Annotated in this window: 14 protein-coding genes; 13 read left to right on the top strand and 1 reads right to left on the bottom strand. The window is 67.0% G+C overall.

Going from position 1 to position 15,552, the window contains the following annotated elements:
• The first annotated feature begins 2 nt into the window (after positions 1 to 2).
• From PAF18_RS15440 to folD, 8 genes are all read left to right on the top strand, one after another.
• Positions 3 to 1,775 (top strand): hypothetical protein, encoded by a 1,773-nt coding sequence (locus PAF18_RS15440; RefSeq protein ID WP_271116573.1) that lies wholly within the window; start codon positions 3 to 5, stop codon positions 1,773 to 1,775.
• Positions 1,772 to 3,106, top strand: coding sequence for a Tol-Pal system beta propeller repeat protein TolB (gene tolB / locus PAF18_RS15445; RefSeq protein WP_271116574.1), 1,335 nt, complete (start codon positions 1,772 to 1,774; stop codon positions 3,104 to 3,106). The genes PAF18_RS15440 and tolB overlap by 4 nt, the downstream gene beginning before the upstream one ends.
• 20 nt (positions 3,107 to 3,126) lie before the next feature.
• Positions 3,127 to 3,690 carry an OmpA family protein gene (locus PAF18_RS15450; RefSeq protein WP_271116575.1) on the top strand — a complete coding sequence of 188 codons (564 nt, stop codon included), beginning with the start codon at positions 3,127 to 3,129 and terminating at the stop codon, positions 3,688 to 3,690.
• Positions 3,690 to 4,718 (top strand): tetratricopeptide repeat protein, encoded by a 1,029-nt coding sequence (locus PAF18_RS15455; protein WP_271116576.1) that lies wholly within the window; start codon positions 3,690 to 3,692, stop codon positions 4,716 to 4,718. Before PAF18_RS15450 ends, PAF18_RS15455 begins: the two co-directional genes overlap by 1 nt.
• Complete coding sequence (gene tilS / locus PAF18_RS15460; RefSeq protein WP_271116577.1) at positions 4,715 to 5,944, top strand: tRNA lysidine(34) synthetase TilS; 1,230 nt, start codon at positions 4,715 to 4,717, stop codon at positions 5,942 to 5,944. Before PAF18_RS15455 ends, tilS begins: the two co-directional genes overlap by 4 nt.
• A 64-nt stretch (positions 5,945 to 6,008) precedes the next feature.
• Positions 6,009 to 7,910, top strand: coding sequence for an ATP-dependent zinc metalloprotease FtsH (ftsH, locus tag PAF18_RS15465; RefSeq protein ID WP_271116578.1), 1,902 nt, complete (start codon positions 6,009 to 6,011; stop codon positions 7,908 to 7,910).
• A 323-nt stretch (positions 7,911 to 8,233) separates the two neighbouring features.
• A complete protein-coding gene (locus tag PAF18_RS15470) occupies positions 8,234 to 8,557 on the top strand; it encodes a chorismate mutase (protein WP_271116579.1) in 324 nt (107 codons plus the stop codon).
• Positions 8,558 to 8,635: 78 nt separating this feature from the next.
• Positions 8,636 to 9,514, top strand: coding sequence for a bifunctional methylenetetrahydrofolate dehydrogenase/methenyltetrahydrofolate cyclohydrolase FolD (folD, locus tag PAF18_RS15475; RefSeq protein ID WP_271116580.1), 879 nt, complete (start codon positions 8,636 to 8,638; stop codon positions 9,512 to 9,514).
• A gap of 12 nt (positions 9,515 to 9,526) precedes the next feature.
• Here folD and PAF18_RS15480 read toward each other — a convergent pair whose 3' ends face one another.
• Complete coding sequence (locus PAF18_RS15480) at positions 9,527 to 9,700, bottom strand: DUF1674 domain-containing protein (protein ID WP_271116581.1); 174 nt, start codon at positions 9,698 to 9,700, stop codon at positions 9,527 to 9,529.
• A gap of 54 nt (positions 9,701 to 9,754) precedes the next feature.
• Here PAF18_RS15480 and PAF18_RS15485 point away from each other — a divergent pair, with 54 nt between their 5' ends.
• From PAF18_RS15485 to PAF18_RS15505, 5 genes are read left to right on the top strand one after another with little or no spacing between them, the layout of a single operon-like run.
• The gene (locus PAF18_RS15485; RefSeq protein ID WP_271116582.1) at positions 9,755 to 11,020 is read left to right on the top strand and encodes an RsmB/NOP family class I SAM-dependent RNA methyltransferase; all 1,266 of its coding nucleotides are present in this window, start codon (positions 9,755 to 9,757) and stop codon (positions 11,018 to 11,020) included.
• 21 nt (positions 11,021 to 11,041) lie between these two features.
• Positions 11,042 to 12,694: a heparinase II/III family protein gene (locus PAF18_RS15490; RefSeq protein WP_271116583.1), complete on the top strand. Its 1,653-nt coding sequence runs from the start codon at positions 11,042 to 11,044 to the stop codon at positions 12,692 to 12,694.
• Between the two features lie 32 nt (positions 12,695 to 12,726).
• Positions 12,727 to 14,316, top strand: coding sequence for a bifunctional phosphoribosylaminoimidazolecarboxamide formyltransferase/IMP cyclohydrolase (gene purH, locus PAF18_RS15495; RefSeq protein ID WP_271116584.1), 1,590 nt, complete (start codon positions 12,727 to 12,729; stop codon positions 14,314 to 14,316).
• Positions 14,316 to 14,927, top strand: coding sequence for a signal peptidase II (gene lspA / locus PAF18_RS15500; protein WP_271116585.1), 612 nt, complete (start codon positions 14,316 to 14,318; stop codon positions 14,925 to 14,927). Before purH ends, lspA begins: the two co-directional genes overlap by 1 nt.
• Positions 14,928 to 14,958: 31 nt before the next feature.
• On the top strand, positions 14,959 to 15,468 hold the full coding sequence (locus PAF18_RS15505; protein WP_271116586.1) for a DUF3035 domain-containing protein: 510 nt from the start codon (positions 14,959 to 14,961) through the stop codon (positions 15,466 to 15,468).
• Positions 15,469 to 15,552: the final 84 nt, after the last annotated feature.

Genomic DNA, 15,552 nt, shown 5'->3' on the forward strand with positions numbered 1-15,552 from the left:
CGATGCTGGATCCTCATGAGATCGACCGCGAGCACAGGCGGGACCGGGCAGAGCGCGTCGGTTTCTGGGTGTCTGGCGTCACCCATACCGGGCTGGTGCTGTGGGCGGCGATCGGCGGCGCGCTGTTCGCCGCGCGAGAGAACCCGCCGCAGCAGGTCACCGAGGTGGTGACGATCTCGGCCGAGGATTTCGAAGAGCTGGCCGCGCGGTCGCGTGGTGCTGGCCCGGTCGGTCAGGCCGATGGCGAGGCGCCCGAGCAGCCCGAGGCGCCCGGCGACACCACCGCGCCCGAGGGGCCGGATCTGGCGCTGGATGTGCCTCAGCCTGACAGCACCGCGACGACCCTGCCGGAGCCCGCGACCACGGCCGAACCTGCGCCGGATCTGAGCGAGGTCGAAAACCAGACCCCGCCGGTCGATGTGGCAACGCTCGCGCCCGAACCCGCGCAGCCTGATGATGCTGCGGATTCAGCGCCGGAGACGCCCGAGGCCGAGACCGCCCCCGAGACCGAGGCTCCGGCCCGTCCCGATGCTCCCGCGGTGACCGAGCAACCCGAAGCGCCGCCCGTGTCGGAGCTGGCGCTGACCCGGTCTTTGCCTCCGCCGGACCGTCCCGAGGGGCTTCGAGAGGCGGTGCTCGCGGCCCGTGAAGCCGCCGAGGCCGAGGCAGAGGCGCGCGCCGAAGCAGAGGCCCAGGCGGAGGCGCAGCGTCTTGCCGAGGCCGAAGAGCGGGCCGAGGCGGAGCGTCAAGCCGCCGCAGCCGAAGCCGAACGGCGGGAGCAGGAGCGACTGGCCTCGGAAGCAGCCGCGCGGGAAGCCGAAGAGCGTCGTCTCGCCGAGGAGCGCGCCCGCCAAGAGGCCGAGCGGCAGGCGGCAGCCGAAGCCGCCGAAGCCGAGCGCCTTGCCGCCGAGCGGGCCGAACAGGAACGTCTTGCCGCAGAGGCGCGCCGCCGCGAGGAAGAGCGGCTGGAAGAGGAACGCCGCCGCGCCGAGGCCGAGCGTCAGGCAGAACAAGAACGCCGTGCGGAAGAAGCGCGCCGAGCCGAAGAAGAACGCCGTCGTCAGGCCGAGGCCGCACGCCGCGAGGAAGCGGAGAGGGAAGCGGAAAGGATCGCCCGCGAAGCCCGCGAGCGCGAAGCCGAGGCAGCGCGCGCCCGCGCCGAAGCTGAACTCGCCCGCGAGGACGATCTCGCAGAACGCCTCGCCGAGATTGAACGGCTTCAACGCGAGGCGGCGAATGCGCAGGAGGCCACGCCGAGCCCCGTGGATGGGAACGCTCCGGAGGGCACGGGCGAAGGCGGCGGCTCGGATGTGCTGACAGATGCGCTGAACGAGGCGGGTGCCTCGGCGATTCAGGCGGATGTGCTGGACGATGCGCTCGCCGATGCAATGGGCGAGACGCGACCCTCGGAAATCGAGCGCGGCGAATCGGTGGAGATCGCCTCGGTGCCGATGACCGAAGCCGAAAAAGACGGGTTCCGCGACGCGGTCCAGAGCTGTTGGACACCGGATAACCTGTCCCTCGACGCCGCTGCGATGCGCGTCGTGGTCGGTTTCGAGATGGACCGCGATGGGATGCCCGATCCCGACAGCTTCCGCATCGTTGACAATCCGCAACCCGATCCGGACCGGGACCGCGCCTTTGAGGCAGCGCGTCGCGCCGTGATCCGCTGCGCCGCCGAGCAGGGCGGCTATGATCTGCCCGAAGACAAATATTACGAGTGGGACGATGTCGAGATGACATTCACCCCGGATGGTGTCGAAGGGTTCGAATGACGGGTTTCCTGCGCAAATTGGTGGCGCTAGCCACTCTGGGTCTGGCGTCCTTCCTGACCCTGCCGCAGAACGCGGCGGCACAGGACGAGCCGCTGCGCATCGAAATCACCGAGGGTGTGTCCCGCCCGATGCCGGTGGCGCTGCGCATCGAGGGCGGCCCGACCGCCGGGGATCTGGCACAGGACATCGCCTCGGTCGTCGCCGCAGATCTGCGCGGCACCGGGCTGTTCGAGATCGCCACGCCCGAGGATGCACCCGAAACGAGCTTTAACGCCGCCATCGATTATGTCGGCTGGAAGGCGACCGAGGTCGAGGCCTTGGTGACAGCCGTGATCCGGATCGAGGAGGACGCGCTTTCCGTCCGGTTCCGTCTGTTCGACGTGTTTGCCGGACAGCCGCTCGGTGACGGCATCCAGTTCGAGGCGCCGCGCGAGGGGTGGCGGCGGATGGCGCATAAGCTTGCCGATCAGGTCTATACGCGGCTCACCGGAGAGGCGCCCTATTTCGACAGCCGCATCGCCTTTATCGGCGAAAGCGGCCCGGCGACGCGGCGGATCAAGCGCGTCGGCGTGATGGATTATGACGGCGCCGGGGTGAAATGGCTGACCGGAAAGGATGATCTGGCTCTGTCTCCGCGATTCTCGCCTGATGGGCAGACGGTGCTTTACACCAGCTTTGCCGCCGGGATGCCGCAGATCATGGCCTTGGATATCGACACTGTGGATGCCACGCCGCTGACGAACGACCCTCAGGCCATGAGCTTTGCGCCGCGCTATTCGCCTGACGGACGCTGGATCGCCTTCTCGCGCGAGACCGGGGGCAATACCGATATCTGGATCATGGACGTGTCCAATCCGCGATTCGTGAAGCGGCTGACCAACGGCCCGGCGATCGACACCGCGCCGTCATGGTCACCCGATGGGCAGCGCATCGTCTTTGAAAGCGATCGCTCCGGCAACTCGCAGCTTTACGTGATGCGCGCCGACGGAGCCGAGGTAACGCGGATCAGCTTTGGCAATGGCGGCGGGGGATATGGCGAGCCGGCCTGGTCTCCGCGCGGAGATCGGATCGCCTTCACCCGCAGCGGCAAGACCGGCTCGGCCATCGGCGTGATGCGCCCCGACGGCTCGGGCGAGCGTCTGCTGACCGAGGGCGAAACCGACAGCGGTCCGAGCTGGGCACCGAACGGGCGTGTGTTGATCTTCACACGCTCTGGCGGCGAAGACGCGACGCCGAGGTTGCATTCTGTAGACATAACGGGGCGAAACATGCGACCTGTGGCGCTGAATGACGCGGCATCCGACCCTGCCTGGGGTCCGCTGCTGCCGTGAACAGTCCGAGGAACAGACAGATGCGAGTGACCTTGACGACGATCGCTGCCGTGGCGGTGCTGTCGGCGTGCGATATGCCCGGTGACCGGCAGATCGTCTCTGCACCCGTGACCGACAACTATGTGACGGGGCCTGGTGGCGTGGCCGTCTATCGGGGCGATGTGAATGTGGCCGGGCAGCGTCTGCCGGGCGATCCGGTGCCGGTCGCGCCCGACCCGGGGACCGAATTCGCGGCGGTGGGCGACACGGTGTATTTCGAAGAAACTCAGGCCACCTTATCCGACGATGCCCGTCAGACGCTGACCCGCCAGGCGGCGTGGCTGGCGCAGAACCAGGGCGCGCGGGCCACGGTCGAAGGCCATGCCGACGAACCCGGCACCAGTGAATTCAACCTCGCCCTCGGCGCGCGGCGCGCGACCTCGGTCCGCGAATACCTCGTGTCGAAAGGTGTCGAGGCCGGGCGGATCAGCACCGTATCCTATGGCAAGGAACGTCCGGCATCGATCTGCGCGTCCGAGGCATCTTGCCTGGCGCGAAACCGCCGCGCCGTGACCGTCGTCCAGCAGAGCCAAGCAGGCGTCTGATGCGCAGCCTGGCTATCGCGGCCTTGATGTCGGGGCTGGCCTTGCCGCTCATCGCGCAGGAGGTCAAGATGCCCGGCGCGACCGCGCTGGATGATCCGGCCCTGATCGAAGGGCTGGAGGCTGTGCCCGACAACGTCGAGCTGGCGGGAGAGGTGGCAGAGGCGAACGCGGCCGCCCGCCCGGACGTTGATCCCGCAACCCTGGCCGACATGCAGGAGGATCTGCGCGCGGTCGCCGCCGATCTGCAATCGCTGAGAGCAGAGTTGATTGCTTCTGGGGCGCAGGGGTTTTCCGCCGCGGGCGGCGACAGCGCGATTGACCGGATGAACGCGCTCGAAGCGCGCATCGCCATTCTGACCGAGCAGACCGAACTTCTGTCGAACCGCATCCGCAAGGTCGTCGCGGATGGTTCGAACCGGGTGGGCGATATCGAGTTCCGCCTGTGCGAGCTGGATGAAAATTGCGATCTGGGCGCGCTGATGACGCGCGAACTGGGTCGGCAGGCCACGGGTGAGGCGCTTCTCGGGCAGGTGCCGCCGCCGGCGGATCTGCCCTCGGACATCAGCACCGCCACGCTGCCGCCGCCCGAGGAGCCGTCGGGCAATGGCACGCCTCCGACCGAAGAAGAGGCGCGCGAGATCGCTGCGGCGCGCGCGGCCATCGACGAGGGTGCATGGGCAGCGGCGAGCGAACAGCTTGACCATTTGGTTCAGGCTCATGCCGGCGGCCCGTTGACTGCCGAGGCGCTGTTTCTGCTGGGCGTCGCCCGGCAGGAGGGCGGCGCAACGGAACAGGCCGCCGAGGCCTGGCTGCGGGCTTTTTCCGCCGAGCCGGATGGGGCTTTCGCGCCGCGCAGCCTGATCGCGCTGTCGCGGGCCGTGGCGCAGATTGGCGATGCCAGCGATGCCTGTCCGTATCTGGGCGAGTTGACGCGCCGTTTTCCCGACGCGCCCGAAGCCACGGATGCCGCGACCCTCGAAGCGGACGCGGGCTGCGAGGATTTTGCGCCCTCGGACCGGGACGGGTGACGGCTGTTCCCGAAACGGTCACGCTTCGCGCCTTCGCGGCGCTGGACCAACTGAGCGCGGGGGCGTCGCATCTGGGCATCGCGCTGTCGGGCGGCGGTGATTCGGTGGCGCTGCTTCGGCTTGCCTCAGATTGGGCCGCGCGCTCGGGTGTCCGGCTGAGTGCGGCGACGGTCGATCACGGGCTGCGCCCCGAATCGGCTCGGGAGGCCGGGTTTGCGGGGCAAAGCGCGGCAACGCTGGGAATCGCGCATGAGGTTCTGCCCTGGCGCGATTTCACGCATGACGGCAATCTCATGGCCAATGCCCGCGCGGCGCGGCTGCGGCTGCTTGGCGCATGGGCGCGCAGGCAGGGCATTGCTGCGGTGGCGCTTGGCCACACCCGGGACGATGTCGCCGAAACCCTGCTGATGCGATTGTCGCGCGGGGCGGGGATTGACGGGCTGGCGGCAATGTCGGCGCGACGCGAGGCGGAGGGGATGCTGTGGCTGCGCCCATTGCTGGAAATCGGCCGTGAAGAGCTGCGCGACTGGCTGAGACACCAGGGCGCAACCTGGATCGAGGACCCCAGCAACGAGAATCTGAGCTTTGAACGCGCGCGAATCCGCCGAGCGATGGCGACGCTCGGCTTGGATCCAGCGCAGCTGGCGCAATCGGCGGGGCATCTCGCCACGGCGCGCGCGGCGCTTGATGCGGCGATGGCGCCGCTGCTGGCGGGTGCCGAGGCACAGGCGGGCGCGCTGCGGCTCGACCGGGCCGCGTTCGATGCGGCGGCGATGGAGCTGCGGCGGCGGCTGATCGTCGCGGCGGTGCGATTCGTCACCGGCGCTGCCTATCCTCCGCGCCGCGCTGGGGTCGAGAATGCGCTGAAATCTCTGGAGAACGGCGCGCGGGTCACACTGGATGGCGCGGTGCTTGACCCGGGACGCATCCTGCTGATCCATCGCGAGCCCGCCGCCGCGCTGCGCGGCGTGCTGAGCGGCGATCTCTGGGATGATCGCTGGCGGATCGGCGGGCTGCAACCGGGCGATTCCGTGACTGCAGCTGGCGATGATCTGTCCGGCGCGGATTGGCGCAGCGCCGGTCACACCCATCTCGAGGCGCAGGCGATGCCCGCCGTCATGCGCGGCGAGATGCGCGTCCTGCCCGCCCTTGCCCCGCAACAGGGGGTGTCGGCAGAGCCTCTCCGCAACATGACGGATTTCCGCCGAATCCTGCTTGGCCATTGAACCCCGGCTGCGAATCCCTATTTTCTCGGCAAAGCATTTTCCAAATCCCGTCGGAGGAAGCCCTTTGGGTAACGCACGCAACATCGCCTTCTGGGTCGTCCTGTTCCTGATGATCCTGATGCTGTTCAACCTGTTCAGCGACGGCGCGTCGCAGATGAACAGCAGGCAGATCAGCTATTCCAACTTCATCGAGCGGGTGGAAAACGATCAGGTCGCGACGGTGACGATCGACGGCGAGGATATTTTCCTGACCACCAGCGATGGCGGACAGTTCTCGACCGTGCGCCCCCAGGGCGAAGAAATCGCGGGCGATCTGATCGCCAAGAATGTCGAGGTTCGGGTCGAGCCGCAGCAGCAATCCGGCTTCATGTCGTTTCTCGGCGTGTGGCTGCCCTTCATCCTCCTGATCGGGGTCTGGATCTTCTTCATGAACCGCATGCAGGGCGGGGGCAAAGGCGGCGCGATGGGCTTCGGCAAGTCGCGCGCGAAGCTGCTGACCGAGAAGCACGGCCGGGTCACCTTCGATGACGTGGCCGGTATCGACGAGGCCAAGGAAGAGCTGGAAGAGATCGTCGAGTTCCTGCGCAACCCGCAGAAATTCAGCCGCCTTGGCGGCAAGATCCCCAAAGGCGCGCTTCTGGTCGGTCCTCCGGGCACGGGTAAGACCCTGCTCGCCCGCGCCATCGCCGGTGAGGCAGGCGTGCCGTTCTTCACCATCTCGGGCTCGGATTTCGTTGAAATGTTCGTCGGTGTCGGTGCGAGCCGCGTCCGCGACATGTTCGAGCAGGCCAAGAAATCCGCCCCCTGCATCGTTTTCATCGACGAGATCGACGCGGTGGGCCGTGCGCGTGGTGTCGGTATCGGCGGCGGCAATGACGAACGCGAGCAGACGCTGAACCAGCTGCTTGTCGAGATGGACGGTTTCGACGCGAATGACGGCGTCATCATCATTGCTGCGACGAACCGCAAGGATGTGCTCGATCCCGCTTTGCTGCGGCCGGGGCGCTTTGACCGGAACATCCATGTGCCCAACCCGGACATCAAGGGCCGCGAAAAGATCCTTGGCGTTCACGCCAAGAAGGTCCCGCAGGGCCCTGATGTCGATCTGCGCATCATTGCGCGCGGCACTCCCGGTTTTTCGGGGGCGGATCTGATGAACCTGGTGAATGAAGCCGCGCTGACCGCTGCGCGGATCGGGCGGCGTTTCGTGACCATGGAAGATTTCGAGAACGCCAAGGACAAGGTGATGCTGGGGGTAGAACGCCGGTCCATGGTGCTTACGCCCGAACAAAAGGAAAAGACCGCCTATCACGAAGCCGGTCATGCCATCGTCGGTCTTTCGCTGCCGAAATGCGATCCGGTCTACAAGGCGACGATCATCCCGCGCGGCGGCGCGCTTGGCATGGTGGTCAGCCTGCCCGAGATGGACCGGTTGAACTTCCACAAGGACGAGGCCAAGCAGAAGCTGACCATGACCATGGCCGGCAAGGCGGCCGAGATCATCAAATACGGCGAAGAGGGTGTCTCGAACGGTCCTGCCGGCGATATCCAACAGGCCAGCCAGCTGGCCCGCGCCATGGTAATGCGCTGGGGCATGTCTGATAAGGTCGGCAATATCGACTATGCCGAAGCGCATGAGGGCTATTCGGGCAACACCGGCGGCTTTTCTGTGTCAGCGGCCACCAAGGAGCTGATCGAGCAGGAGGTCCATGACCTGATTGAGCAGGGCTATGAAGAGGCCCGCCAGATTCTCATCGACAAGGAAGAAGAATTCGAACGCCTTGCCCAGGGTTTGCTGGAATACGAGACGCTGACCGGCGAAGAGATCGGCAAGGTGATCCGCGGCGAATCGCTCGGCGGGGATGACGACACCCCATCCTCAGGTATCCCGCAAGTCAGCTCGGTGTCCAAGGCGGGCCGCCCACAGGATGGCGGCGGCGCGCCCGCGCCGGTGCCGCAAGCCTGATTTCCATGCAGGTTTGAGATCCCAAAGCCTCGGCTCTGCCGGGGCTTTTCCATATCCGCCTCCGCCGCCCGATTCCGGGGCGGATAGGTTCAGATCACCATAAGGACGGCTGTGCCCGCAATCAGGGCAAGCCCAAATCCGAGATTGATGATGACGCCAAGCTTTTCCATAGCGCGTCCTTTCACTGCGGCGTCTGGCCGCTCGCATGGGTAAAACGCGGACCACCGCCCCGCGTTCCGTCACGTCAATGTGTGGTGCTGCGCTGCGGCATTTTCGCAACGCCGGGCCTTGCGCGCGCGCCGTCCTGCGGGCATGAGTTGGGAATGACCCATGACGACATCCCCGACATGACCGCGCTGCGCCTGCGCATTGACGAGCTGGATGCGCGACTCATCGCTTTGCTGGCCGAGCGAAGCGCGCTGATCGACCGCGCAGCGCGGATCAAGGCGCGGGACGGGTTGCCCGCACGGATCGAAGCGCGGGTCGAGGAGGTCGCCGGTCTCGCTCGCAGCCGGGCGCGTGAGGCAGGGCTGGACCCGAATCTGGCCGAGCGGATCTGGCGGTTGATGATGGAGCATTTCATCGCCCAGGAAGAGCGGTATCTGCGCGACGGCGCGGCAGGCGCCGCAAGCTCGGTCGAGGGCTGAGCGGCGCAACTTCCGGTGGATATTGTCGCGAGGATCGACTAATCCGACGCCCGAAGACAGGCGGCTTTCGGAGCGAAGATGACGGCGACGCGGATTGACGGCAAAGGATTTGCGGCACAGATGCGCGGCCGGATCGCGGATCAGGTCGCCGCGCTCAAGCAAGAGCACGGCATCACCCCCGGCCTCGCGGTGGTGCTGGTGGGCGATGACCCGGCAAGCCAGATCTATGTCCGCTCGAAGCATCGACAGACGGTGGAAGCGGGGATGCAGAGCTTCGAGCACCGGCTGCCATCCGATGCCTCGCAATCCGAGCTTCTGGCGTTGATCGGGCGACTGAACGCCGATGAGCAGGTGCACGGTATCCTTGTCCAGCTCCCGCTTCCGCCGCATATCGACGAATCCGAGATCATCAACGCTATCGCCGTGCGCAAGGATGTGGACGGCTTCACCGTCGCCAATGCCGGGCGGCTGGCGACCGGGCAGCGGGCGATGGTGCCCTGTACGCCGCTTGGCTGCCTGATGCTGCTGCGCGATCGGCTGGGGGATCTGTCCGGCAAGGACGCGGTGGTGATCGGGCGCTCGAACATCGTCGGCAAACCGATGGCAGCGCTGCTGACGGCAGAGAATGCGACCGTGACCGTGGCCCATTCCCGCACGCGAGACCTGCCCGAGGTGGTCCGCCGCGCCGATATCGTCGTGGCAGCGGTGGGACTTCCGGGCATGGTGAAAGGCGACTGGATCAAGCCCGGCGCAACGGTGATCGACGTAGGCATCAACCGCACCGGGGACGGGCTGGTTGGCGATGTGGATTACGACAGCGCCGCACAGGTCGCGGATGCGATCACCCCGGTTCCGGGCGGTGTCGGGCCGATGACCATCGCCTGCCTGCTGGCCAACACGCTCACCGCCTGCTGCCGGATGAACGGGCTTGGCGATCCCGAAGGGTTGACGCTTTAGGGTTGGGGCCGCTCAGAAATCGACGCAGCGGCCCTTGTTTTCGTAATCGCCATAGCGGACCGCCTCGGGCCCGTCGCGGCCTCCGAGTTCCGTTGGCAGATCGAGCGGCCTGGCCTTGCGGCGGCGCTCTTCGGCCTCGGCGAGCGCGCGCTGCGCTGCGGGCGGCAATTCGCGATTCTCGGTCATGGCAGACGGCCCTTCATTGCGGTAACACGACGAAATCTAGGGAAAGGGCCGGGTTTGAACAAGGCAAAGCCACAGCCGCCGCGACAGGATGCCGCCCGCAAGGGCGCATTGCGGCTGATTGCGGGGGTGCGGGATGGCGTGGCCCTGACCGAACAGTCGGGCGCATTGGCCCGACTGGCCCCGCATGAGCGGGCGCGGGCGCAGCGTCTGGCGCTTGGCGTGCTGCGCAATATCGACCGGGCTGACACGTTGCTGGCTCAGCATCTGTCGAAAAAGCCGCGTCCCGAAGTGCTCGACGTGCTGCGGCTTGGGGCGGTCGAATTGCTGGAGATGGGCGAGGCACCCCACGGCGTGGTAAACGCGGCGGTTGGTCTGATGCGCAGCAAAGGTCCGAAGGGCCGGGCAGCCGCGGCCATGGTCAACGCGGTGCTGCGCAAAATCTCGGCGCAGGGCGCGGAATGGGCGACGCTGCCTCCCGAAGAGATGCCCGACTGGCTGCGCGGCCCGGTCATCGCCGCCTGGGGGGAGGATGTGGCGCTATCCATCGAAACCGCCCATCAGAACGGCGCTCCGGTCGATCTGACATCGAAGCCGCAGGCCGAAGCGCCGGGCGAGGCATTGCCGACCGGATCATCCCGCCTGCGCGATGCCGGTCAGATCAGCGCGCTGCCGGGATATGTGGACGGGAACTGGTGGGTGCAGGATGCTGCCGCTGCCCTGGCCGTGCGTTGGCTGGAGCCGAAGCAGGGTGAGCGGATCGTGGATCTCTGCGCGGCGCCGGGCGGCAAGACATTGCAGATCGCCGCGGCAGGGGCAGAGGTCACGGCGGTCGATATTTCAGAGGCCCGGCTCGTGCGGCTGCGCGAAAATCTCGACCGCTGCGGATTGCGCGCCGAGGTGGTCGCGGCGGACGCGCTCGACTGGTCCCCGACCGCTCCGCCCGACGCGATCCTTCTGGACGCGCCGTGCTCTGCCACCGGGACGATCCGGCGGCATCCCGACCTGCCGCTGATTCGCGACGGTTCGGCCATTCCCGCGCTTGCCTCATTGCAGGAGCGGCTGATCGACCGCGCTCTCGGGATGTTGAAGCCGGGCGGGCGGCTGGTTTTCGCCACCTGCTCGCTGCTGACCGCCGAGGGCGAGGATCAGCTTGCCGCCGCGCTGCGTCGGCACCCCGGTCTTGCTGTAGAAACGCCGGATCTTCCCGGCATCGCGGCGGGCTGGATCACCGAGGGCGGGGGGCTGCGGTTGCGCGCCGATTACTGGCCTGAGCTTGGCGGGATGGACGGGTTCTTCATCGCCCGCTTGCGCAAGCCCTGAACGCGCCGGTAAGTTCGCGCCATGAATGATGCCCCGCGCCCTCATGGTTTCGTCAAGCGACCCGAGCCCCGCAGTCTCGGATCTGCGACGCGCGGCCAGCAGATGATCGAGGGCGTGCTGCCTCTGACCGGCGGCGTTGTCGAAGGCGATCCGTTTCGCGGCGCCGGTGCGGAGGATGTCGATGCGGCCGAATTGCACGGGTTCGGCTGGCTCGACGATCTGGCGGCGGTCGGCAGCGCCAGGGCGCGAGATCTGGCGCAGAGCAGGGTGTTGGGCTGGATCGCCGCGCATCGCCGCGTCCCCGAGATCAGCCACGATGTCGTCTGGCGCGCCGATGTGACAGGCCGCCGCGTGCTGCGCTGGCTGTTTCATGCCGGCCAGATCATGCCCGGGCTAGACCGAGACGGCGCGCAGCCGCTTTTCGACAGCCTGCACGCCCAGCTCGGTTATCTTGAGCGGGCCGATATCCCCGCCGGCCTTCCTCGGATCGAGGCGCTGGGGGGCAGGGCGATCGCGGCGATGCGTCTGAAGGGAGCAGAGGATCGCGTGGCCCCGGCGCTCGACGCGCTCGCCGCGGATATGGAGCCGAGCATCCGGAAGGGTGTGCTGCGCAGCCGCTGCCCCGAGGCGCTGCTGTCCTGTCTGTCGCTGCTCGGTTGGGTCAAGGCCACCGCTGCCGAGACGGGGCATGCGCTGCCTCAGCCGGTCACCGAGACGATAGAAGACATTGCGCCGATCCTGCGGGCGCTGCGCCATGCCGATGGCGGTATGCCCCGCTATCACGGCGGCGGGCGCGGCCCGTCAGGACGTCTCGATCATAGCCTGCGCGCTGCCTCGCGCGGGGGCGAGATCGCACCGGGTCACCCGATGGGGTTTGCGCGGCTGGCGCGGTCGCGTGCCACGGTGGTGCTGGATGCCGCCGCGCCGCCCGCCGGACCGGCGGCAGCGCAAGCCCATGCCTCGACACTCGGTCTCGAGTTCACCTCGGCCCGTCATCCAATGGTGGTGAATTGCGGCTCGGGACGGCTCTTCGGCCCGGCCTGGTCACGCGCCAGCCGCGCCACCGCCTGTCATTCGACGCTGTGTCTCTCTGGTCTCAGCTCCGCGAAGCTGCTGCCGCCCGACGGGCAGGGTCACGAACGGCTGACGCTGTTGCCGCAGCGGGTCTGGGCCGGGCGATGCGATATCGAGGGCAATCTGATGCCCGCCGATACGCCGCCACCGCCCCCCCGCGAGCCGGATACGATCCTCGCCGGCCACGACGCCTGGCTGGGGACGCACGGGCTCACCCATCTACGTGAGCTGTATCTGTCTCCCGATGGCGACGAGCTGCGCGGCGACGACACGCTTGCCGCGCTTGACGAGGATGCGCAGGAGACGTTGGGCCGGGTTCTGGACGCTGCGCCAAATGGGATCGGTTATGACATCCGCTTCCAGCTACACCCGGATGTCGAGGCGTTGCATGACGGCGACGCGGTGCGGCTGATGCTGCCCGGCAACGAAGAATGGTATTTCAGCCATGATCTCACCGCCGAGCTACGGCTGGAGCCATCGGGCTATCTGGAGGCTGGCCTGCCCGAGCCGCTCGCCTCGACGCAGATCGTGCTGAGCCACAGGCTGACCGCGCCTGCGGTGCAGATTGGCTGGACCTTCATGCGGGCAGGCGCTAGCTAGGCGGCAATCCGAAGCTGCCACTCTCAGGAAAAATGCCCCAAGATCTCGTCCCGCTGAAACGTGCCCTGCTCTCTGTCTCCGACAAGACCGGGCTGATCGACTTCGCCAAGGCGCTGGAAGCGAAGGGGGTCGAGATCCTGTCCACCGGCGGCACCGCGAAAGCGTTGCGCGACGCGGGGATCGTCGTGAAGGACGTGTCCGAGGCGACGGGCTTCCCCGAGATGATGGATGGCCGGGTCAAGACGCTGCACCCTGTTGTTCACGGCGGTTTGCTGGCGCTGCGCGATGACGAGGCGCATCAGAAAGCCGCCGCGGAGCACGGGATCGGTATGATCGACCTGCTGGTGGTCAATCTCTACCCGTTCGAGGAAACCGTCGCCAAAGGCGCTGATTACGAGGAATGCGTCGAGAATATCGATATTGGCGGGCCGGCGATGATCCGCGCCGCTGCAAAGAACCACGCCTTCGTCGGCGTGGTCGTCGATGTCGAGGATTACGCCTTGGTGCTGGAGCAGCTCGAGGCAGATGGCGGGCTGGACCTGGACACGCGCAAACGCCTGGCGCAGACCGCTTATGCCCGTACCGCGGCTTACGATACAGCCGTGTCGAACTGGATGGCGGAAGCGACGGGCATGGATGCGCCGCGCCGCCGCAGCTTCGCGGGCACGCTGGCGCAGGGGCTTCGCTATGGCGAGAACCCGCATCAGCGGGCGGCCTTCTATGTCACCGGCGAGACCCGGCCCGGCGTCTCCACCGCCCGGCAATGGCAAGGCAAGGAGCTGTCCTATAATAATATCAACGACACCGATGCCGCCTTTGAACTGGTCGCCGAGTTCGACCCGTCCGAGGGGCCGGCCTGCGCGATCATCAAGCATGCCAATCCCTGCGGCGTGGCACGTGCCGATAGCGCCGCCGAAGCCTATCGCCGCGCCTTCGATTGCGACCGGACCTCTGCCTTTGGCGGCATCATCGCGCTGAACCAGACGCTGGATGCCGACACGGCTCGCGCGATCACCGAAATATTCACCGAGGTGGTGATCGCGCCGGATGCCTCTGACGAGGCGCGCGAGGTCTTCGCCGCGCGCAAGAATCTGCGGCTGCTGACCACGGGCGGGCTGCCCGATCCGGGCGCGGGGGGAACTGCGTTCCGTCAGGTGGCGGGCGGTTTCCTGGTGCAGTCGCTCGACAACGGCCGGGTCACGCTGCCAGAGCTGAAGGTCGTCACAAAGCGCCAGCCGAGCGAGGCCGAGTTGGCCGATCTGCTGTTTGCCTGGACGGTCGCAAAACATGTGAAATCCAACGCCATCGTCTATGCAAAGGATCTGGCGACCGTGGGCATCGGCGCCGGGCAGATGAGCCGCGTCGATTCGACCCGGATCGGACGCAGCAAGGCTGAAGACATGGCCGAGGCTCTGGCGTTGCCCCTGCCGCTGACCACCGGGGCCGCGGTCGCATCGGACGCGTTCTTTCCCTTCGCAGACGGGGTCGAGGCGCTTGCCGATGCCGGTGCCGAGGCGGTGATCCAGCCGGGCGGCTCGATGCGCGATGCCGAAGTGATTGCTGCCGCCGATGCGCGCGGTATCGCGATGGTCTTTACCGGGCAAAGGCATTTCAGGCACTGATGGCGAAAGACAGCACCAAACCCGCCGGAGCCAAGACCGGCAAGAGCGGAAAGACCACCGCCACGACGCGTCGCAGCAAAGGGGCGCCCGCGCCGAATACACTTTCCGTGATGGTCTGGGTCGCTGGCGTCATCATCCTGCTGGATCAGGCGCTGAAATATTACGTCGTCCACGTGCTGCGGCTCGATCGTATTCGCGAGATCGACGTGTTGCCGCCCTGGCTCAACCTGCGCATGGCGTGGAACCAGGGGATGAATTTCGGGCTGTTCAGCTCGACCGAGAGTCTGGTCCGCTGGCTTTTGATCGCCATTGCGCTCGCCGTGTGCGCCTGGGTCATCCTGTGGATGCGTCGCGTGCGGCCGGGCTGGTTTCCGCAGCTTGCGGCGGGGCTTTTGATCGGCGGCGCGATCGGGAATGTGATCGACCGCATCGCCTATGGCGCGGTGGCGGATTTCCTGAACATGTCGCTGCCGAACTGGCAGAATCCCTATAGCTTCAACGTCGCGGATATTTCGATCTTTGCCGGCGCCATAGGGCTGATCCTGCAACCGCCCCAGGGCGCGGATGCGGGGAAGGACAAGACCCGTGACGCGCCCGGAAAATCCGGCTAGAACGGGCAGCAATGAAGAACGGGGGACCGGTATGCGGGCAATCTGGGCACTGATCGGGACGGCGGCGCTGGCGGCCTGTTCCAACGATCCGCAGCTGCACAACATCAGTGCAGGGCGCGATACGCCCGATGAGTTCGCCATCGTGCCGACCCGTCCGCTGACCCTGCCGCCGGATCTGAATCAACTGCCTCAGCCGACGCCGGGCAGCGTGAACCGCACCGACCCCAATCCGCAGGGCGATGCGGTCGCGGCGCTTGGCGGCAATCCCGAACGTCTGGCGCCGACCGGGATCGGCGCGGCGGATGGCGCTCTGGTCAACCACGCCTCGCGGCTTGGCGTTTCGGGGAATATCCGTGCGCAGCTCGCCGAGGAGGATGTCGAATGGCGTTCGAACAACTCGCGCCGCCTGCTTGAAACCTGGGCGCGGACTGATGTCTATTATCGCGCCTATGCGCCGATGACGCTTGACAGCTGGGCCGAGAATGAGCGTTGGCGCCGGGCCGGGGCGCGCACGCCAAGCGCGCCGCCTCTGCTGGACTGACGCCCGCCGCGTCGGGCGAAACGTCGCAGCGCGGTCACCCGCTCGTGATTTGCCCGCCACTTCGCGCGACGTCATTCTCGCGCT

The sequence above is a fragment of the Paracoccus sediminicola genome (assembly GCF_027912835.1).
In the GTDB taxonomy this organism is placed as follows: domain Bacteria; phylum Pseudomonadota; class Alphaproteobacteria; order Rhodobacterales; family Rhodobacteraceae; genus Paracoccus; species Paracoccus sediminicola.